The sequence below is a fragment of the Sphingomonas sp. Leaf30 genome (genome assembly GCF_001422525.1).
Taxonomy (GTDB): domain Bacteria; phylum Pseudomonadota; class Alphaproteobacteria; order Sphingomonadales; family Sphingomonadaceae; genus Sphingomonas; species Sphingomonas aerolata.
The window spans coordinates 163,104-182,489 of sequence record NZ_LMKZ01000016.1 but is presented as its reverse complement, the minus strand read 5'-3'; the positions used below and the strand labels follow the sequence as shown (position 1 = coordinate 182,489).

The 19,386-nt window shown below is 59.9% G+C and carries 13 protein-coding genes and 1 pseudogene; 9 read left to right on the top strand and 5 right to left on the bottom strand.

The window, feature by feature from the left end:
* Positions 1-8: 8 nt before the first annotated feature.
* The 4 genes from ASE89_RS20485 to ASE89_RS12635 all read left to right on the top strand — a co-directional run bounded on the left by ASE89_RS20485 (position 9) and on the right by ASE89_RS12635 (position 4,393).
* Positions 9-386, top strand: coding sequence for a hypothetical protein (locus ASE89_RS20485; RefSeq protein WP_156363479.1), 378 nt, complete (start codon positions 9-11; stop codon positions 384-386).
* Positions 387-512: 126 nt separating this feature from the next.
* Positions 513-950, top strand: coding sequence for a hypothetical protein (locus ASE89_RS20480; RefSeq protein ID WP_156363478.1), 438 nt, complete (start codon positions 513-515; stop codon positions 948-950).
* A 995-nt stretch (positions 951-1,945) separates the two neighbouring features.
* Positions 1,946-3,277, top strand: a complete 1,332-nt coding sequence (gene repC, locus ASE89_RS12640; protein ID WP_056678259.1) for a plasmid replication protein RepC — start codon at positions 1,946-1,948, stop codon at positions 3,275-3,277.
* Between the two features lie 216 nt (positions 3,278-3,493).
* A complete protein-coding gene (locus ASE89_RS12635) occupies positions 3,494-4,393 on the top strand; it encodes a replication initiator protein A (RefSeq protein WP_056678516.1) in 900 nt (299 codons plus the stop codon).
* A 790-nt stretch (positions 4,394-5,183) separates the two neighbouring features.
* Here the strand turns inward: ASE89_RS12635 and ASE89_RS19890 are convergent.
* The gene (locus ASE89_RS19890; RefSeq protein ID WP_236701761.1) at positions 5,184-6,077 is read right to left on the bottom strand and encodes a lytic transglycosylase domain-containing protein; all 894 of its coding nucleotides are present in this window, start codon (positions 6,075-6,077) and stop codon (positions 5,184-5,186) included.
* A 114-nt stretch (positions 6,078-6,191) separates the two neighbouring features.
* On the opposite strand from ASE89_RS19890, the gene ASE89_RS12630 reads away from it, so the two are divergent.
* Positions 6,192-7,484 carry a hypothetical protein gene (locus tag ASE89_RS12630; protein ID WP_056678255.1) on the top strand — a complete coding sequence of 431 codons (1,293 nt, stop codon included), beginning with the start codon at positions 6,192-6,194 and terminating at the stop codon, positions 7,482-7,484.
* 4 nt (positions 7,485-7,488) lie between these two features.
* Here the strand turns inward: ASE89_RS12630 and ASE89_RS12625 are convergent, their stop codons facing one another.
* Entirely contained in the window at positions 7,489-7,758 is a 270-nt protein-coding gene (locus ASE89_RS12625; RefSeq protein ID WP_056678253.1) for a hypothetical protein, read from the bottom strand.
* 232 nt (positions 7,759-7,990) lie between these two features.
* Here ASE89_RS12625 and ASE89_RS12620 point away from each other — a divergent pair, with 232 nt between their 5' ends.
* The 4 genes and pseudogenes from ASE89_RS12620 to ASE89_RS21225 all read left to right on the top strand — a co-directional run bounded on the left by ASE89_RS12620 (position 7,991) and on the right by ASE89_RS21225 (position 14,329).
* The gene (locus ASE89_RS12620; RefSeq protein WP_056678250.1) at positions 7,991-8,215 is read left to right on the top strand and encodes a hypothetical protein; all 225 of its coding nucleotides are present in this window, start codon (positions 7,991-7,993) and stop codon (positions 8,213-8,215) included.
* A 12-nt stretch (positions 8,216-8,227) separates the two neighbouring features.
* Positions 8,228-9,082 carry a DUF7146 domain-containing protein gene (locus tag ASE89_RS12615; protein WP_330219058.1) on the top strand — a complete coding sequence of 285 codons (855 nt, stop codon included), beginning with the start codon at positions 8,228-8,230 and terminating at the stop codon, positions 9,080-9,082.
* Positions 9,083-9,118: 36 nt separating this feature from the next.
* Positions 9,119-13,337, top strand: a pseudogene (locus ASE89_RS12610) (strawberry notch-like NTP hydrolase domain-containing protein).
* A gap of 818 nt (positions 13,338-14,155) precedes the next feature.
* On the top strand, positions 14,156-14,329 hold the full coding sequence (locus ASE89_RS21225; RefSeq protein ID WP_156363477.1) for a hypothetical protein: 174 nt from the start codon (positions 14,156-14,158) through the stop codon (positions 14,327-14,329).
* Positions 14,330-15,559: 1,230 nt separating this feature from the next.
* Here the strand turns inward: ASE89_RS21225 and ASE89_RS12600 are convergent.
* The 3 genes from ASE89_RS12600 to ASE89_RS12590 form a co-directional block, all read right to left on the bottom strand.
* Positions 15,560-15,931 (bottom strand): hypothetical protein, encoded by a 372-nt coding sequence (locus ASE89_RS12600; protein ID WP_056678244.1) that lies wholly within the window; start codon positions 15,929-15,931, stop codon positions 15,560-15,562.
* Between the two features lie 343 nt (positions 15,932-16,274).
* Entirely contained in the window at positions 16,275-17,765 is a 1,491-nt protein-coding gene (locus ASE89_RS12595; RefSeq protein ID WP_236701760.1) for a PepSY domain-containing protein, read from the bottom strand.
* Positions 17,719-19,386 (bottom strand): TonB-dependent receptor (locus ASE89_RS12590; RefSeq protein WP_056678239.1); only part of this gene is annotated, 1,668 nt, incomplete at its 5' end. The genes ASE89_RS12595 and ASE89_RS12590, both read right to left, overlap by 47 nt.

The following is a 19,386-nucleotide window of genomic DNA, read 5'->3' as shown; positions in this document are numbered from 1 at the left end:
ATCGCGTCATGTCCTTCATCGAAATGCGCCGCCACCAAATCGAGCGGCATCGTCTAGCCGAGGAGATCACGGGTCTTCTCAACGCCTTCGAACATGATCTGGGTCGTGCGCTGACCAGCGGATCATTGCTGCTTGGGTTCATACCCACAGCGCGAAGTACGGCCAATGTCTCAGCAACAATAGGGCAGGGAGCAATTGACCAATTCGTGACGTCTTTGGGCCTTATCTCGCAAGCCATGAGCTCTGCCGTTGAGGGGCATCACAGGCTCGACGAGGCTCGCCGGACCCTGCGGGTTCCAGCTCTTGCAGGAGGTGACAAAGACCCGATACCGTCTGCACAAGTCCGTACCATTGCGGTGGAAAACGCGACCTCAGGGGGCAAATAATGGATCCCACCAGCCGCTCAACGGAGATCTACGCTGCTACGCATACTTCTCTTCAACATCTTCTACGCCGGGACAGGCGCGTTCGCCCTCTGGAAGGGGGGAGCACCCGAACGTATCGCGGTAATCGTGCTTGCCGCAGACTTCGAACTCAGTCACTGGTTTCTCAAACCGTTCGTCGGTCGGTATTCGGGTGTCGAATGGCCCGTGTTCGCGACAGACACGGTCGCATTCCTCGGTTTGTATATCCTGTCATTGCTGACGACACGATACTGGCCAATCTGGATGGCGGCCGTGCAGGGATGCGTGGCCTTGTCTCATCTGACCGGATTTCGCGCGGATGTCATTCCGACGGTTTACGGCAATTTCGTTGTTGTCTGGAGTTATGTCCTACTGATCATTCTGATTGTGGCCACGATACGTCATCGCACACGTCTGGCTCGCGATCAGATCGACCCGGCGTGGTCTTGGCACAGCGCTGGAATCCGCGCTCAGTCGGAGTCGTGCGATGACCGCGCACCTTCTCAATATGCCGCAACCGCGGTCGGTAACGCCGACCCTAGGTAGCTCAACCACCTGTCCGGCGCTCGATCCTGCCATGTTTGCCAAGAAACTTTACGACGACCGACGAAGACGGGAGGCGTTCTTCGGACCCGACATGTTTTCAGAGCCTGGCTGGGACATATTACTGGATCTTAGAACGCAGTTCGACGCTGCGCGTATCCCCGCAAGCCTTGCGGTTTGCGTTGCAGCTCCAATTTCTACGGGCGTCCGGCATCTGCGCGCTTTAGAAGAGCTAGGTTTCGTCGAGCGGTGGAAAGATCCTCAGGATTCGCGGCGACGCTTGTCGAGGCTTACGAAGCACGGATTGCTTGTGATGGATCGTTATCTTCGTTCGATATCGCCCTGACGCTGAAATCAAGAACTGATATACAGGCCTGTAGTATCTTGGGTTAATCGGTGACAGACAGGGACCACCTTACTCTTTCCTCTGTGCACGACCGAAAATTGCCGATCGACTGAGATACTCAGTTGATGGCGCAGCCATTCTAGTATCGGCGGAAAAGGTAAGGGTCAAATAGCAAGCCAAGTTCCTCTTGCTTTGTCGGGGTGGCTTTTTACCGACTCGGAGACGGCGTTTGCGATAGCACGTGCCCGGCAGTCACGGCGTTTTCGATAGCACGAGTCCCGATCGCGACGGCGTTTGCGATAGCACGTGCGGTGCAGCCACCCTGTCACCGATAGCACGTGATTCAGAGGCACGCTGTCATCGATAGCACGATTCAAAAGCTAGGACGGGTGCGTAAAGGACGGTTAACACTTCTACCTGCGACCAGCCGGGCAATCCGTGCGGCGCGGCCTGCCCATCCGGGAAGGTGTAACAGAGACAAGGAAACCGCGCTAAAAGTGAAAAGCCCGACACAAGGCCGGGCTTTTCGGAACGCCCCTAAAGACGACCTCGCACCTCTTATTTAGGGGAGGTTCCCTGACGACGCAATGCCAAAGCGCGATTTCGCGCCACGGTGTCGGCTGCTTGCTCGGTAACCCGAAGGGGAACCCATATGCACCATGCGCAACATCCCGGCAGAGGGCTGCGTCGTTACGACGAGCGTACCGCCATAGCGTCCAACCTAACGGATACGTTTCGCGGTTTGGATAAGACGGTCGGTCCGTCGAACGTACTCTCCGCTCTAAAACGAGCGGCGCCGTACATGGCGATCCCCTTACGAGTGGTAGCGCTTGTCGACCTGTTGTTCGCGTGGACGAAGCCTCAGGATTGGCAAGGCGGCGATACTCTCCCGGTCGTATGGCCTTCGAACGAGCTATTGGGCCACAAGCTCGGCGTCGGCGTCAGGCAGGTCCAAAAGCTGCTCAATCAGGCCCAGGCGCTGGGACTAGTAAGCTTTCTCGATAGTCCCAATGGCCACCGGGGAGGCCGACGGTCGGAAGCGGGGAAAATCGTTTGGGGATATGGAATCGTTCTCGCGCCGGTGGGAACTCGGTACGCGGAATTTCTGGAGCGCGCAGCGCGAGGCATTGCCGAGGATCAGGTCATCACCGTGTTACGCAAACAGCTGGCCTCCGCGCGACGAAAGATCAGAGTGATGGCCCAGACGTTGCTCGAGGAAGGCTGTGACGCGCCTGGGGCAGAGGAAATTCTCGCGTTGGCGCTTATGGCAACGGATCAGATGCGCGGTGTTCGCGATCCAGGCCTTCTCACGTCGTGTGTCCAGCAAATTGAAGACGCCTCGAATACGCTCGCCCAGCGCCTTGAGGCTGTTCTGACGTCCAATCCTGAAGCTACCGGTTATATGAAAAGTTCATGCGAGGATGTCCTCCGCGACACTCACTCTACAACTACAAATCACCTTCAACCTGCTAAAGCAGGTACCAGTAGGTGCTTAGCGATAAAAAGTAGTAAATCGGTCGAACCGAGTTCCAATGGCGACACGGCAGTCCATGCCGATCTGGATAAGCATGGTGTAACGCCTGGCTTCATAATCGATGTCGCGCCAGACCTGTGCCACGACCTGCTGGGTCACGATCGATCCTGGGGCGAGCTAACGGCAGTTGCAGAGCGGGCAGCGAGTCAGTCGGGCATCAGCCAAAATGCCTTTCATGAAGCTATTCGCGTCATGGGAAGCCGGGGTGCGACAGCCTCCGTCATCGCAACTATTCAGAAATACCGTGCGGGTGAGGTCCGACGCCCCGGCGCGTATCTTCGTGGGATGACAGCGAAGGCGATGATGGGCGAGCTCAATCTCAGCCGAACTTTGCATGGATTGAAGGATTCCAGTCGCTTAACCGCGATGAAAGGGCTTGCAGCAGAAACCGGAGCAACTGCGGTCGGCACCCTGATCTCGGGGCTCGTCAATCGAACGATCCGGACCTGATGATACCAGCGGTCGTGTTTCGGCAAAGTCGCGACGGTGTTTGCGATAGCACGTGCCGTGGGGAAACTTGCCTGAGCCTTTTAGCCTTGATCGGACCGGTAGGCTCCTCAGTTGACGGAATCCACGTGCTATCGCAAACGCCGTGACCGTAACCCAATGCCATCGTCGCAAATTGAAGGTATGACGGGCCCCGCAATCGATACAGGCGGGTTGATCATGGCACTGCAGAAACACGGCGAAGTTCAGGGAAGCCTGTTCGGTGTGCTAGACAGTCCGCTGCACGGCAAGGTGCGTGGTGAGCAAAGCATCATGGATTTCCCGCTTTTCTCGCTGGCCAAGCGTCCCCAAATGGATCCGATGACCTTCAAGATGGAGGGAGTCCAGATCGAGCTGAAGCCGAGCGCTAACGGGATTGCCACGATGTGGGACAAAGAGGTCCTTATCTACGTGTTATCCCTGATGTGCCAGCATCTCGCCAAGACGGGCGAAGTGATCAACGTTTTTACGTTCAATGCTCATGATTTCTTCCGCGCTACCGGCGTAGCTCGGCCGTCCAAACGGGATTACGATCGGTTCATCGAAGCGCTCGGGCGTCTGCAGGGAACGCAAATCAGGACCAACATTAAGACGGGCACGATCGGGACCAAGGGATTTTTCTCATGGTTCGCAGAAGCGCAGGCCATGACCCGGGCCATGCCGAATGGTGGCGAGCAGCTCATGCCGGTGCGCGTACAGATTTGTGACTGGCTGGTACGAGCGGTGTCGCGCGATAGCCGCATTTACGACTATCACCATGACTATTTCAGGCTCGGTTCGATCGAAAGGCGGCTTTATGAGCTTGCGCATTGTTACAGCCGCGAAGAATCCGCGGAAGTTTCCCTAGAAATCCTCGCTGCAAAAATCGGCTCTACCGCCCCCCTGAGAGCGCTCAAGATGCAGCTGAAGAAAATCGCTGCAGAGGATCGGCTGCCCGATTATAGCATTGTCATCCGTGAGATCGTTCCAGACGCACCGACGTTAGATAAGATCGGCCGCAAGACGTCAAAGACTGAAACTATTGTGATCATGAAGCCACGTGAGAAGCCGTGCGATGTAAGGTTCAGTATTACTCAATAGGTAATAGGTTTTGAGACACCGGTAAGTGCGCCGTATTAGAACGACTCTATGGTCTTCCTGAGGTCCTTGCTAGGTATCTACGGCTATATCTAGATTCAGACTAAAAACCGTGGATATGTGAACGAATCGTAGCTAGTAAGACCTGCAAGCCGTAAGCAAGTTGGCCAGTCGTGCGAGGGTGGTGTGTTTTACATTGCTACTGCGCATTACCTTTACCCGTTGCCAGCCTTCGTCCCGTCCTGTTCGCGGAACACTCGATTTTAAGAAACTCATCGCATTGCTTGGCGGATCACACTTTTTTTTTATGGTCAGTACGCGGTACGCGGACAACCGGTCCTTCTTTGCGCAGATCACTGCAAAGCATGATCATTGGCATAATCGTTCAAGAGGCACGACGTTGCCCTTGCATGCATCGTGCATGCATGCTGCATGCGCGATGCATGTTGGTTGCTGGGTGCATGCAAGATGGAAGCGATTACCCTACAGGAGGGGGGCATCAGCGATCATAAACCTGGCGCAGGTATAGCACTGAAGGCGCCGTGTGCTACCGCCAAAGGTTGTCGGTTAAGAAATAGTCTGGGCATTAATTATCCGCCAGTATAAACTTACCGTTTATAATCCTCACCAAAAAAAACACCGTCGATAATAAGTAAATCCGGCTATCGCGATCTCCGTAACGCCGAAAACTCTGATCTGACACTGCCAAGTCGACAAAATCAGACACCGATACCGGATATCTCTTGACGTTCTTGCGACTTCGTCAGTTCGTTCAGACAGCGCAAGACTGTGATCAATACCGGGTGTAGTCTACGTAACGAAACCCGGGTTTCGGAAGGAGCGCCGGCGATCCCGGTGTCGTGCTCAGTCGAGACCAATTTGTGATGATGTCCGTCACATAGGTCTGTGTTTCGGAGATACGAGGAACTAGCCCCCCCCGGATGCGACTTGGCCCTGCATTGTACGCGGCAAGAGCAAGGTTGACTTGCCCAAATCGATCGAGCTGCTGACGAAGATAACGGGCACCGCCACGCATGTTCTGAAGCGGATCATATCGATTGACGCCGAGGCCAACCGCAGTTCCTGGCATCAGCTGGGCAAGGCCGTAGGCGTTAGCGGTCGAGGTTGCGATTGGGTTGTACCCGCTCTCGCGGATGATCATCGCATCGAACAACCCTGTAGGAATGTCATGCTCACAGGCGACCGCGCTCATCATGCCATAATACATCGCGCGGCGTGCCTCTGCGCGGCGCGCTAGAAAACCCGACGGACGATAGGTCAGCGGTCTGCAGCCCGGCCTGAACGGCACCGGCTGAATGACGATCCCGCCACGGAGCCAGTTTGGAACCTGGATCGAAGAAAACACTGCGACGCCCGGTGGCTCACGCCGCACGACGGGAACGCCGGGCGAGATCTCTGCGGCTCCAGCCATCTCCTGCTGCATCCTGAACTGTACGTAACGTCGACTGAGATCATGGACCTGGAAACCGTCAGGCAGTGGCGTTGCCCCGTCCGCTACGGCCGATGCTGAGACGTCGGGCGAAGAACCAGGGTCGGAGATCGGCAGGCTCCCGGTCATCGAGATCAGCTGCACCCTGCGGAACGCCGATCCCTTTGGCGAAGCAACGGCTTGCGAGCCAACGACCAGACCGACGCATAGGCCAGCAACAGCGAGTGGATAACGCACGGAAAACCCCTAGACGACGTGATATTCAAGAGTTGAGATCAAGAGGTTTGTGCTTGTCAAGACCATCAGGACTGACGAAACTGGCTAAGGTCAGCGCCTAAAGGTCACCCGAACATGTGGTTGATTCACCGTGATACCGATGGAAACAGCCGGGATCGGATCCCACTACCTGCACCGCTCCATGAGGCGCTGGTGCGCTGGTATGTCGGCGAAGGCTCGTTCCAAGACGAACAGGCCGGCGTCACGCTCGTTCAGAATGCCCGGATCGGACACCGCTGGATCGCCTGCGGCTGTCTGGGACCGGGTAAGGCCCCACCCATCCTGACGCCGGCTTACCTCTCCGAGGCCGAAACCTACTATTTGCGCCGGTTGACCAACACCAAGCGGCCGGAGCACCGCACCGATTGCCCCTTCTTCCGCGACCAGGCCACCAATCGCATCACGGAAGTCAGGTCCCACAACACCCCGACCGATCCACCGTCAGGCTTTTTCGAAGTCTTGCGACCAGCGCCGGAGAAGCTCGCACAGCGGCCTGAGGACGACAGTCTCGACGATCGGACCCGCAACGCCTCGACCCCGCGGCTCGCGCGGCTCCTATGGCGCCTGCTCGACAGCGCCGGCTGCAATACGATTGCCCCGTTGGGTATGGGCTACGAATGGTCGATCAGGGAAGAGTTTGCATCGCTCGGCCGTGCGGCCGCCAAGATCGAGATCGCGCCGGGCGTCGAGCTGGCCAGGGCATTCTGGACACACGCGCGTCCCCTCGAGACGAACACGGTCTATGGCACGCTACGCGCACTGGCGCCGAAGTGGCCCAAGACGCATGCTCCGCAAGGCTTCGTGGCGCTCTATGCAAAGGCGATCAAAGGCAATGAAATCCATGTGCCTGACGGTGAACCGGTCACCATCGCGACGCGCGTCCAATCGCCCTCGATCCGGGGTAACCACATCAGCGGACCGTACATCGTCCTTGTCGTTGCTGGAGAATATCCCGAGGCGCGCGGTTATGCGCCCCTGCGCGCCTATGCGCAGCCGATCTACAACGGACGTATGTTCGTGCCTGTCGAGTCCGACTTCGAGCGCAAGGCGCTACGCGCAATCCTCGATACCCAGCGCGTGTTACATGCCCGCGGTGTCGACATGGCCATCAGCAAGCCGCTCTTCGATTCAATGACACCAAACGGCCCCTGCCGGCCCGACTTCATCCTTGAGGCGAGGTCGCGAATGACGGGGGAATTGCGGACGGTTGTGGTGGAGGCGATGGGATTTGACAGCGACGAGTACGAAGCTGCCAAGGCGGTGACGCACCCTCGCATGGCCGTCCTGGGTGATCTCGTGACGCTAGATAGGTCCGAAATGGATCAGGATTCTGCGTCGACCAAACTGCTTCGGGTTCTGGATTTTTGAGCGATCAGCTCCAAGTCATCGTCGCAGCAAAATAACTAACGATTCCAAGCGTTACCGGTGCCGACAGTAGATACAGCTTTTGCCAGCGCCACCACGCCTTTGGCAGGAAAAGCACGGCGCCACGAACACTTCGAACATCTTCCCATGCCCTGTCCCGGTACAAACCGTGGACCGTCACGGAGACTGACATAGCCATGGCGATTGCGCAGCACATAGCCGCTGCCAGATAAATGGCGATCCAGTTGGCAATCTCGACCTGCGAAGACTGGTTCATCGACACCTCGAATGAAAAAGAGCGCGCTCGACAAACCTGCGCAGAATGATTCTAGTTCCAAGAGCAGCTTAGCGGCGAGATTTTAGCAGCTGGTAAATGAGACTGTGCGCCACTTGGTCCGTCAAAAAAATGGAGTGGAGAGGGAGGGTAAGAAAAGGGTCGCGGAAAGCGGCCTTAACCTTCCACCCCAGGGCGGCCGGAAAAGGCAGCCTTCAGCACGAGGCCTGTAGCCATGACCAAGTACGTCCTTTTCATAAGGGACCACGGCGCCAAGGACGTCTTGGATTTCCATCCGAGCGAGATGTCCGCCAAAAAGGCTCTGGCCGCCTATGTGGCGAAGAAGACAGGACGTGATCTGCCATCCGACCCGGAAGCGGCTGTCGAGGAGATCGCCAGCTACTTCGATCGTGACAAGACCTTCTACGCGATCGCCGGCGTCCCTGCCGGTGCGCGCTAAAGGGTATCGAATATGGCTATCATCGCCAATCGACCATCCCAGCACCTCGTCGATCTGGTCGGCGCGCTTGGCGGCACTTGGCACGGGAACAGTGCGATGTGTCGGTGCCCCGCGCATACCGACGGTACACCAAGCCTCTCGATCAGGCAGGGTGACCGCGGCCTGCTGGTGACCTGTTTTGCCGGGTGCTACGCTGGCGACATCCTGCGTGAGCTGGACCGGATACCAGTCGGGCGCCGCTATGAACCGCCGGTTCCGGCCCAGGCAAAGGGTACGGCCAACATCGATCGGCTGTGGAGCGAGGCCGTCAGTGTCTCCGGTAACCTGGCCGAGCGCTACCTCGCCTCGAGGGGGCTGTTGCCGGTGCCAACCGACGTCCGCTTCCATCCGCGCTGTCCGCTAGGTCCCAAACCCATGACTGTCTTCAAGCCGGCACTGCTGATCGGGGTCCGTGAAGCGCAGCGCCTGGTCGCCTTTCAGCGCATCTTCCTGAAGCCCGATGGAGGCTATTCTCAGAAGGCGACGCTCGGTACGCTTGGTACCGGGGCATGGCGGGGCGGTGGCCTTAGTGCGACCATTGGCCTGGCCGAAGGATTCGAGACGGCGCGCGCCTGGTCCCGGATCCGCGGACTACCTTGCTGGGCAACGCTCGGCTCGCGCCGGCTCGATCTCGTGACGATCCCTGACAGCGTTACAAAGCTGATCCTCGCGGGCGATAATGATCCCGCCGGACGCCGTGCGGTCGCGCGAAGCATTGCCCGCTTCGCATCCGATAGTCGTGTCATCCAGGTCGATTACCCGGGGGCTACAAAGACTGGGCCGAGGCGCTCGAGGCGGCAGAGAGGGGAGAGGGAGGGAGGCGGTTAGCTGTCGGATTGGCAGCGTAACCTGAGGGAACCTGCCATGTTCGATTTGCTCGATCTTCCGCCCGTCACCGATCACAGTGCAGCGGCAAGAATTGCCGGGTTGTTTGCATCGGGCACGCCGATCGCCCGCCGCGATATGAACGAGGCGATGACAGCGGCCTTTGGCGGCTCGGACGCAGACGGCCATTGGACGCAGCGTGACAGCTTCGAGATGCTCGAACACGGCATTGCGCTCCATCTCGCGTCGCAGCCGTACCAGCTCACTGGCATGTCGGACGTGGTACAGGCGTCGGCGATCATGGCGATGCTGCCGACCCAGACGGTGCGCAGCGAGGAACAGATCGACCTCCAGCAATTCTCGACGCCGGTCGATATTGCGGCGATCGCTGTGTTGATGGCCGCGATCGGTCCGCACGACATCGTCCTCGAACCCAGCGCCGGCAACGGCTTGCTGATCGTCCAGGCACCGGCGTGCGCCAGCCTGCAGCTGAACGAAATCGACACGAAACGCCGCAACCGCCTCGCCGGGATTTTCCCGGATGCGATCGTCACTGGTCACGACGGCGCGGCGCTGGTCAGTCTGCACGCGCGGCTGCCGAAGCCCACCGTAGTGGTGATGAATCCACCCTTCTCGCGCAGCGTCGGTCGCGGCGCCGACGATCTTGCTGCGCTTCGCCATCTCCAGGCGGCGATCCGCCGGGTCGCAAAGGGCGGTCGGGTGGTAGCAATCATGCCCGACTGGTTCGCGCCAAGCGCACGGCTGAAAGCGGCCTATGAGGCGGTGCTGACCGGCTGCACGGTTCGCACCTCGCTGCGGCTTGAGCATTGCTATCGCAAGCACGGCACCGATATCGCGGTGCGACTTTACGTCATCGACAAGGTGGCAGGCGGCACCTCGCACACTGTTATCCAGCGCAGCTCGGTCGCGGGTTTCCTCGACGCCGTGACCATCCCGCCGCGGACCTCGCTGGTGGCTGATACCCCGATAGCGGCACTACCGGTGCCCAAACCCAGCCTGTTCGGCGCGGCGCGGCAAGCCAAGGCTACGGTTGCCCGCACGTACCATGCACCGGTGCGCAACAACGTACTTCCGGTCAGCTACAGAACCCTGGCGACGGCTGCACCACTGGCCGATCAAGTTGGTTGCTATCTGCCCTACCGGCCAAGCCGGATCGTGTTCGACGTCGCCGGCGACCACCCGACCGCGCTGGTGGAATCCGTGGCGATGGGTTCGATACCCGCACCCATTCCGACGCACATTGCCCACCTTCCGGAGCGCACGGTGACGGAGCGGATGCTGTCCTCATCGCAGCTCGAGACTGTGGTCTATGCGGGCCATGCTTGGGGTCAGCTGCTCCCCGGGGCGTTCAAGCCTGCCAAGGAGGGCGTCGGGCTCACCATCGATCCCGAGGGCAGCCGTTACCGGAAGGGCTTCTTTCTGGGGGACGGCACTGGGGCGGGTAAGGGCCGACAGGTCGCGGCGTGCATTCTCGATAACTGGCTACAGGGTCGTCGCCGGCATATCTGGGTGTCGAAGAACGAACCGCTGCTCGAAGACGCGCGTCGCGACTGGACTGCGCTCGGTGGCATGTCGGGCGACGTACAGCCGGTCTCCAACTGGAAGATCGACCAGCCGATTAAACTGGACGAGGGTGTGCTCTTCGTCACCTACCCGACGCTGCGCTCGATGCGCTCCGACCATAGCCGCCTGCAGCAGATCCTAGATTGGGCAGGTTCCGATTTCGACGGGGTGATCGCCTTCGACGAGGCCCACGAGATGGGCGGCGTCGCCGGTGGCGAGGGTGCCATGGGCAAGAAGGAAGGCTCACAGCAGGGCATCTGCGGCGTGCTGCTGCAGAACGACCTGCCCGGCGCCCGGGTCCTCTACGCCTCGGCAACCGGCGCATGCGATGTGAACAACCTCGCCTACGCGGTGCGGCTTGGCCTGTTGGGGACCCGACACCGCGTTCGCAGACCGCGAGGCGTTCATTGCCGAAATTCGCAAGGGCGGGATCGCAGCGATGGAACTGGTGGCGCGCGACCTGAAGGCGCTCGGTCTCTATACCTCGCGCGCGCTGAGCTTCGCCGGCGTCGAGTACGACGTGCTGCGGCACGCACTGACGCCGGCGCAGATCGAGATCTACGACACCTATGCCAAGGCCTGGAGCGTCATTCATCAGAACATGGAAGAGGCGCTGGAACTGACCGGCGTCGTCGACGGGTTCGAAAAGACGACGCTCAACAGCGGTGCCAAGGCCTCGGCACGCTCGCGGCTGGAATCGACCAAGCAGCGCTTCTTCGGGCAGGTCGTGCTCTCGATGAAGCTGCCGACGGTTATCGCCGCGGTCGAACAGCATCTGAAGGCTGACCAGTCGGTGGTGCTACAGCTGGTCACGACCGCCGAGGCGATCCTCGATCGACGCCTGGCCCAGATGTCGGCCGACGAGCGTACGGATCCTACGATAGATTTGTCACCGACCGAGTATATTGCCGATTATCTGATGCGGGCGTTCCCGACGCGGCAGATGCAGACCTATACCGACGACACCGGTACCGCGCGCTCGGCGCCGATGAGCGATGAGTTCGGCAACCCGGTCCATAACCCCGACGCGCTCGCGGCCCGCGACCAGATGCTCGAGCACATCTGTGCACTGCCTCCGATCAAATCGGCCCTCGACGCGCTGATCGAGCATTTCGGCACCGACATGGTGGCCGAAGTGACGGGGCGGTCGCGGCGTCTCGTACCGACGTCGGACGGTCGCCAGAAGATCGAGACCCGCTCAGGTCGGTCCTCCCAGGTTGAGGCCGCGGCGTTCATGGCCGGTACCAAGCGAGTGCTGGTCTTCTCAGACGCTGGCGGCACTGGGCGCTCGTACCATGCCAGCCTCGACGCCAAGAACCAGCAGCAGCGCGCCCACTTCCTGCTCGAACCCGGCTGGCGTGCCGATCGCGCGATCCAGGGGCTTGGTCGCACGCACCGTACCCATCAGGCGACGACACCGCTGTTCAGGCCGGTAACCACCGACTGCAAGGGCGAGCTGCGCTTCACCTCAACGATCGCGCGGCGCCTCGACAGCCTTGGCGCCCTCACGCGCGGCCAGCGGCAGACCGGCGGGCAAAACCTGTTCGATCCGGCCGACAATCTCGAAAGTGAGTATGCCAAGGATGCACTCCTGACATGGTTCGCGCTCCTCGATGGCGGCAAGCTGACCAGCACGACGATGGATGACTTCTGCTCGCGAACCGGCCTCGAGCTCCACGACAATGACGGCGTTCTGAAGGAAGAGCTGCCGCCCATCCAGCGCTGGCTGAACCGTCTGCTTGCGCTGCCAATCGGCCTCCAGAACCTGATCTTCGACGAATTCCTGGCACTCGTCGAAACCCGCGTCGCCGCAGCCCGCGAAGCCGGCACGCTCGATGTCGGTGTCGAGACGATCACGGCGGATACCGCGACGGTCCTCGACGACACGCTGCTGCGCACTGATCCCCTGTCGGGCGCGACCTCGCACCTTCTCACGATCGAGATCGCGCGCCGCAAGAATCCCATCTCGCTCGACCGTATCCTCGACCTCGCCAAATGGCAGGACGACGTCGCGTTCGTGGTCAACGCCCGGTCGGGGCGCGTCGCGCTCCGGACCCGGGCACGGTCGTGGATGGACGACGATGGCCAGCCGATCGCGCGCATCGAACTGCAGCGTCCCTGCCGACGTGAGTATCTGCGCGAGGCCGATCTGCTGGAAACGGCATGGGACGTTGTCGACCGGGAGACCTTCGAGGCCAGATGGAGCGCTGAGGTCATCGAGGCGGCAGGTCAGGTCGATACCGAGACGATCAGACTGGCGACCGGCCTGCTGCTGCCGATCTGGTCGGCGCTGCCGTCGGACCATCTCGCGGTGAACCGTATTGCGGACGCCCATGGCAATTCGTGGCTAGGCCGTCTCGTGTTCGACCAGCACGTGGTCCAGCTTTACACCAAGCTCGGGATCGCCAAGACCGACGATCTGCCGGTCGACGCGATCGCGCGTTCCGTTCTCTCAGGGCGCAGCGTCGACGTCGTGCGGCCGTTCCCGATGACGCTCCGGCGATCGATCGTGAACGGCAACCCGAGGGTGGAGATCGTGGACGCACCCGCCTCGCAGTTGGCTTGGCTGAAATCGCTCGGCTGCTTCACCGAAATCATCGCTTACCGGACCCGCGTCTTCGTGCCGGCGACCGACGTAGAGGCTGTGTTAAGCCGGATACTGAAAGCCTCCTGATGGGGGTCAGTACATAGAACGGACCCAGTTGAACGCTAGCGATCGGCTGTGACGGAAAACCTCCATAACCGGGTTTCGGCCTACTCGGTCAAAGCGATAGGGTTTGTCGAACAGGCTGAGCCTCGATTGACAGTCGCGTCAGTGGCTTCGGGGGTTCCATCGGAAATCATGTGTTTTCTGACAGGACGCGGCGCAAAAAAGCTGCCGGGCCGTTCCCGCCCAATCTCGGCCATTAAAAGGCTGGCGACCGCATCGGGAGCGGTCATTCAAATTCTACTGCTGCGCCGCCTGTAATAGGAGCAGGCTTTGGACCGAAAGGCGCTGGCGCGGGTTCGAGCCCGCCTTCGTCACCATATCCCGGCCGTCTTTGTGACGGCATACCGAGACGCCTATGTAGTTCGATTAGCAGCGCCTTGTCTTCCGAGGTAGGAAGGGGCGGACCGACGAGATCCTTTACTGGCATTGCGTGCCTCGCTCAGTAGTTAGATCGCAGGCATACCACACTGGCCGCGCGACGTCCGCTTTCTCCAATTCGCCGCTAGGAGCAGACTGTTGCTTTTCCACCCAAAAGCAGACGTTCCGGCCTTGCGTTAGATAAGGTGAAACCGCGCCGTACGAGGGATGTCTTATTTGCAGAGGCGGGTTGCGCGTTATCACAACTCGCAGCAACGAGCGAAACCGGCCGCTTCCTGAGGCTTAAGGACGCATATATTGAGATCTCGCATCATAACTGCCATAACCAATCGATCTCTACGACTAGTCTGAAGCACGGTAGGGATGGACGTGGTCGACATGTCCGCTTGCCATGGAGCGAAACCATGCCTGAGGTAAACGAACGCGCATATTACGCACAGCGCGCTTCTGACGCCGCTAAATTAGCGGAGTTGGCTGAAGATCCGAAAATTGCTAACATTCATCGTGGCATGGCCGCAAGTTACCGTGAGCTGGCAGAAATGACACCCGCAACGCGACAGCTTCGCTGGGCCGATTAGGCATACATACGCGATATCTAGTACGATGTTAACGTAACAGCGATGGATCCCTTTTCTTGACCCCGAGACATGCCTTACAAAGGTGTTTTGCTAAAGCAGGCGCTACAAATCAGCGACCCATCAGCTGGTCTTTGGACGCCGAGTTTGTCGTTCGGCTTGCCATCGATACCGAAGCCGTATTGGGATATTACCCCGACTCCATCGAGAAGTTTTTGGGGTTGCCCGTTCGATTGCAGCCGTCAGGCTATGGTAATCGACTGATAACGGAAGAAGGCTGGATCACCGTTCCTGACCATGCATTGATCGAGACGCGATCGGGGGTATTGCCGCTATCAATTTCAAAAGTGTTAACATACTCGTAGAGCTACGGCTAAGCCGAGAAAAATAAAGCAGACGTTCCGGCTGCACCTTAAAAAGAAGAAACCACGCCGTACGAGATGACATCTCATTCTCGGAGGCGGGTTGAGCGTTACCACAACTCTCAACAAACGTCCAAAAAAGCCCAATTGCGGACATTCACGCCCGGCGTATAGTCGCCCAAATGATCCTTTACCGATCCGTTCACGCTTTGATCGCTTTTGCTGTACTGAGTGCCTGCGCATCAACGATCAGAGAGGTGCCGCCATGTTGGCCTGCAGCGGATTTTAAGCAGGGCGAGGGCTTCCACGGCAGTGTCTTCATCCTCGCCGGATACGATACACGATCGATGATCTTCCTGGTCGGCTGCGACGGAGGAGTTACCGCCGATCTGCCGGAGGGTGTGACTCTTCCCGGCTACAGGGGCGCAGATTTCAGCGTTCCACCCGAACGTCTCTTCTACGAGCTTTGGTGGAGGGAAAAGTAGAAGAGACCGCGATCGGGAGGCCAAGCGTTCGGCTTACCCGCGTTGTGGACCCGCAACAGAAAGCACCGCGCTGGCTTGTTGGGAACGTCCGCTAACCACCAAACCCGGCCATTCCGCTTCCGCCCAATTGTGGACATCGAGAGGGGCTGCCATGGTTCAAAGCGCGCCGGTGCGTCGGCGCGTCAGGGAGACGGTATAGTGGCGGAAAAGTCCTACTTCGATAGCACGCCGCAAGAAAACTATGCGCTGTTTCTAAAACGCTTTGGCCGGCCTTGAAGATGATGCCGGCATCGAGTGCTACTCGCAGGCCTCAGTTTGAGCCCATGATGCAAACCCGCAGAGTTTTTCATAAAATATCTATGATATGCAATGCCGTGCGGATCGTTTTAGCTAGCGGCCCATCCGTCCCCCGGCAGCTGTTTCTGCCATTCTTCTTCTTTCGGCCAGCTGCCCGCCAGTCCCTGCCAGTTTTTAGCATACATGACAGTCGTAGGTATTGGCTCGCCGCCTAGAGATGCGCTGCACCGAAGTTTGGTGCTGGTGCTTCTCAGCCAAACTTTCAGTTCACCGTCGCCGAATGACGTGAGCCACGGCTCTTGGTATTTTTGCGAGAATCGCATCCTGCCGCTGCTGGCGTGAACTTGCTCACCGTTCACCAGCATCCGCTCCTGGCCCCAGAACGTCCAGCTGAAGGCGTTATCTACCTGGATTACGGTGTTGCCGATCTGAAATTCCCAGCGTTGGCCGATCAGCCTCATTTGTCGCTTCTCCTCAAGCAACGTTTTTGACAGCCAAGGCTAGATCAGGTGAGCGTTTGGCGACAAGCTGCAACGTGAGCCTAAGCTTGTGCAGCCACCAAAGAGCGGCGGAAACCACACACCTGCCGATGCAAAAAACGAATGCGCTTTCCGTGGGCATCCGACGTCGGGTTTCCCAAGGTGAAGTCCAAAAAGCGGTCGGACCGCTCACCACCAATTATTGCCGTTCAGCGGTCAGATGTGTGGAAAACCCGGTCGCTAATACGGCTGTACGACAAACGGGTGATTTTGGACGGCAGCCGCAGCCGCTGAATGGTTTCCGGGAAGCTGGCTACAAAAACCGCTACCGTGCGAGCCTTTTCCACCCAAGCCAGATACCACTTATCGACGTCACAACACCGGCGATCGAGAACATCCAGATCAGTCCATCCCAGGCCGGCCGGTGCAATGTCAGCGTGTTCAGATCCCATCTGTGGAGGAGGTTGAATACCCAGCGGTACACCCTCTGTCGTTCATCGACCGTCCGGAGAACTTCCCCGGTAGCGGGATCGATATAGAACCAAGTCTGTGCCGGATCGGCAAAACGCAGCCGCAACACTGGCAGACGCGGTAGCATGCCGACCGCATACCAGTATGCATTGGGCATCGTCAGGAGATCGACTGAGAGTAGCGGCGCGGGGCCCTCCAGATGACGTGCGGCCCTCACGATGGCCACCTCTGTAGTTTGGGATGGCGCGAGTGTTGCCGCATTCAACACTACTCGCCGCCCGTTGCGATAGGACAGCACGATGAGCGGGGTTCGCGCATAATCAGTCAACGCCGCTACAACCGCACCCTCGCCTGCTATGCGGAGCCGGTCGAGTGCTAGGTCCGGCATCGGATCAGATGCCTGATAGATCCGCACAGCCGCATCGTGTGGCTTCGTCCCGCGAAACAGATGGCCGGGATCGACCGACAGCCATCCGCTGAAGATCCAGGCGATCAGGAAGATACCACCCACCAGCCCCGCGACATGATGCCACAGCATCCAGCCGTCGTAGGGCGTCATTCGCCCGCCTTTGAAGCGCCGTGCGCCAATGCGGGTCCGCAGGATGCCGATCCACATCCCCGCAACCGCCGCGGCGATGCAGGGACCAGACGCCCACAGCACGACCTGACGCCAGATCGTTTGATCCCGTCGCAGAACCGTCGGATAGAGCCAGTGCGGCACCGAACCGAGCCAGTTCCAGAACCGCTCGCGACGGGTGGTCACTTGAACCACGGCGCCCGTATTCGACGACACATAGGCCTCCGTGCCGGACGCGTTGGCAAGCGCAACTTTCCAAAGTGGACGGTGTCGATCGAAGCCGCCAGCAACCGTCCACTGATCCCGGGTCAGCCGTTCTACGTGCTTCGTCGGTACGTTGCCAAAGCGGCCAGCGACCCGACCGGCGTAAAGAGCATCGACCGGTCGCAGGACAGTACCGCGACTGGCCGCGGAAGTGGTGTGCGTTCCATCCCACCCGGTCACGCGCCAAACAGGCGCGCCGTCGCGCATCTCGAGCAACAGCTCCTGCGGTAGCCGTCCGCCGTCTAGCGGGGGCGGCACGTTCACTGCTGCCCAGTCGATCGCCTCGCTCCCAACCAGCTTCTCGGCTGGCGAGAGGGAGGGATAGGGCACGTAGAGCATCACCAGCCCGGACAGAAACCACATGGCGAAGAACAGGCAGCTGGCGATGCCGATCCAGCGATGAATGAGGTACAGCCAGCGCCGGGCAGTCTTGCCAAGCCCCGGCCGCCTGAGGGCGTTAAAAGCTGGCACGAAGTGAAACGTCAACCGAGCGGGGACGGCCAAGGACCCACTGCTGATTGGTGTACGTGCTGATCGCATAGTCCCGGTCGAACAGGTTGTAGCCGTGGATATCGACCGCGAAGTGTGGCGTCACCGCAAAGGAAAGCGTGGCATCGACCGTGGTATAGCTGGGGACGCGGAAGCTGTTCGCATTGTCTGAATAGCGTCGTCCAACGTAGCGCAGCCCGGCGCGTGCCTGAACCGCGTGCGTGGCGTTCCAGCGCAGCCAGAAATTGGCGAGCGTCTCGGGCACGTCCGGCGGGGTATTGCCGTTGAAGCTCGAGCCGCCTGAGATGAAGTCGTCGAACGTCGCGTCGAGCACGCTGCCGTTTGCATCGATCCCGACACCGTAAGGCAGATCGAGTGACACTGCGGCTTCGATGCCCCTGGCCGATCGCTGTCCCACCTGCTCGACCGGGCTCGTCGGGGTCAGTTGCGCCAGCAGGCGTTTCTTGACGATCCGGTAGGCGGCGAGGGTGGCGGTGCCGCGACCGTCGAGGAACACCGCCTTGGCGCCGACCTCAACTTGGTCGCCGACCGCGTTGCTGAACTGAACCTGCCCGGTCGAATAGGTGGTCAGCGTCCCCAGTGGGTCCACGCCGGTGGCATACTGCGCATAGAGCGACACCGTCGGGATCGGCTGATAGACGCTCCCGACCCGCCAGGTCACGTTATGCAGCCGCTTGTCGAGCGCGAACGTCTCGGTGCTGACGCCGCCTGGATAGTCGATCGACCAGCGGCGGATCTTGTCGTGCTCGTAGCGCACGCCACCGACGATCGAGACATGCGTGCTGAGTTTCAGCCGGTCCTCGGCAAAGACCGCATATTCGGTGGTGCGCGTACGATAGCGCGGTGCGATCCCCTGCGTGTCGACGATCAGACCTGGATCGAACGCTAAAGGATCGACCTCCGAAACCTGGGGGTCCGAACCGAAGTTGTGGGAGTAGGTGAGTTTGATGAGGTTGACGTCAAAGCCCACGACAAAGTCGTTGCTGACGCCATCGGCGATGCCTGTCCTGAGCGTCACGCTGCCCTGATCGCCCCATTGCGTCTGATCGTGGACGATGCCGGTCATGTCGGTGCGCAGGATGCGCCCCGGTGTGCCGGTGTTGCCGCTGCCGTTGGCGCAGACGCCGTCCGCGGCGATCCAGCAATAGGTTTCGAGATTGAGCCAGGAGCGTTTGGAGGTGAGACGATAGGCCTGGTTGCTGACGGTGACCGCATCGCTCGGCGTCCAGTCGACCTGCAGGCTGGTACGGTTGTCGCGGTAGCGGATAGAGCCGTCGCGTGTGTTGTAGTTGCGTTCCCGGATGCGGTCGTCGAGCCGACCGTCGATCAGCGGTGTGCCGAAATAGCGCATCGGCTTCTGGTCGCCATAATCGTCCCGCACGGTGACGACGAGCGTGTCGGTCGGCGCCCAGCGCAGCGTGCCCGACACGGCATGGCTGCGCGACTGGCCGCGATCGACATAGCCGTCCGATCGGCGATAGCTGCCGTCGATGCGGTAAGAGAGGCGCTCGGTGATCGGCCCCCCTGCGCCTGCCGCGAGATGGAAGCTGTCCTGCGAGCCATAGCCGATCTCGCCCTCCACGTGCGTCTGCTGCGTATCGGGTTTGCGCATCAC

What these genes read in the sequence shown, in the direction of transcription:
- ASE89_RS20485 (WP_156363479.1), top strand. Translation starts at nt 9, where the DNA reads ATGTCCTTCATCGAAATGCGCCGCCACCAAATCGAGCGGCATCGTCTA.
- repC (WP_056678259.1), top strand. Translation starts at nt 1,946, where the DNA reads ATGCACCATGCGCAACATCCCGGCAGAGGGCTGCGTCGTTACGACGAG.
- ASE89_RS12635 (WP_056678516.1), top strand. Translation starts at nt 3,494, where the DNA reads ATGGCACTGCAGAAACACGGCGAAGTTCAGGGAAGCCTGTTCGGTGTG.
- ASE89_RS12630 (WP_056678255.1), top strand. Translation starts at nt 6,192, where the DNA reads ATGTGGTTGATTCACCGTGATACCGATGGAAACAGCCGGGATCGGATC.
- ASE89_RS12625 (WP_056678253.1), bottom strand. Translation starts at nt 7,758, where the DNA reads ATGAACCAGTCTTCGCAGGTCGAGATTGCCAACTGGATCGCCATTTAT.
- ASE89_RS12620 (WP_056678250.1), top strand. Translation starts at nt 7,991, where the DNA reads ATGACCAAGTACGTCCTTTTCATAAGGGACCACGGCGCCAAGGACGTC.
- ASE89_RS12615 (WP_330219058.1), top strand. Translation starts at nt 8,228, where the DNA reads ATGGCTATCATCGCCAATCGACCATCCCAGCACCTCGTCGATCTGGTC.
- ASE89_RS21225 (WP_156363477.1), top strand. Translation starts at nt 14,156, where the DNA reads ATGCCTGAGGTAAACGAACGCGCATATTACGCACAGCGCGCTTCTGAC.
- ASE89_RS12600 (WP_056678244.1), bottom strand. Translation starts at nt 15,931, where the DNA reads ATGAGGCTGATCGGCCAACGCTGGGAATTTCAGATCGGCAACACCGTA.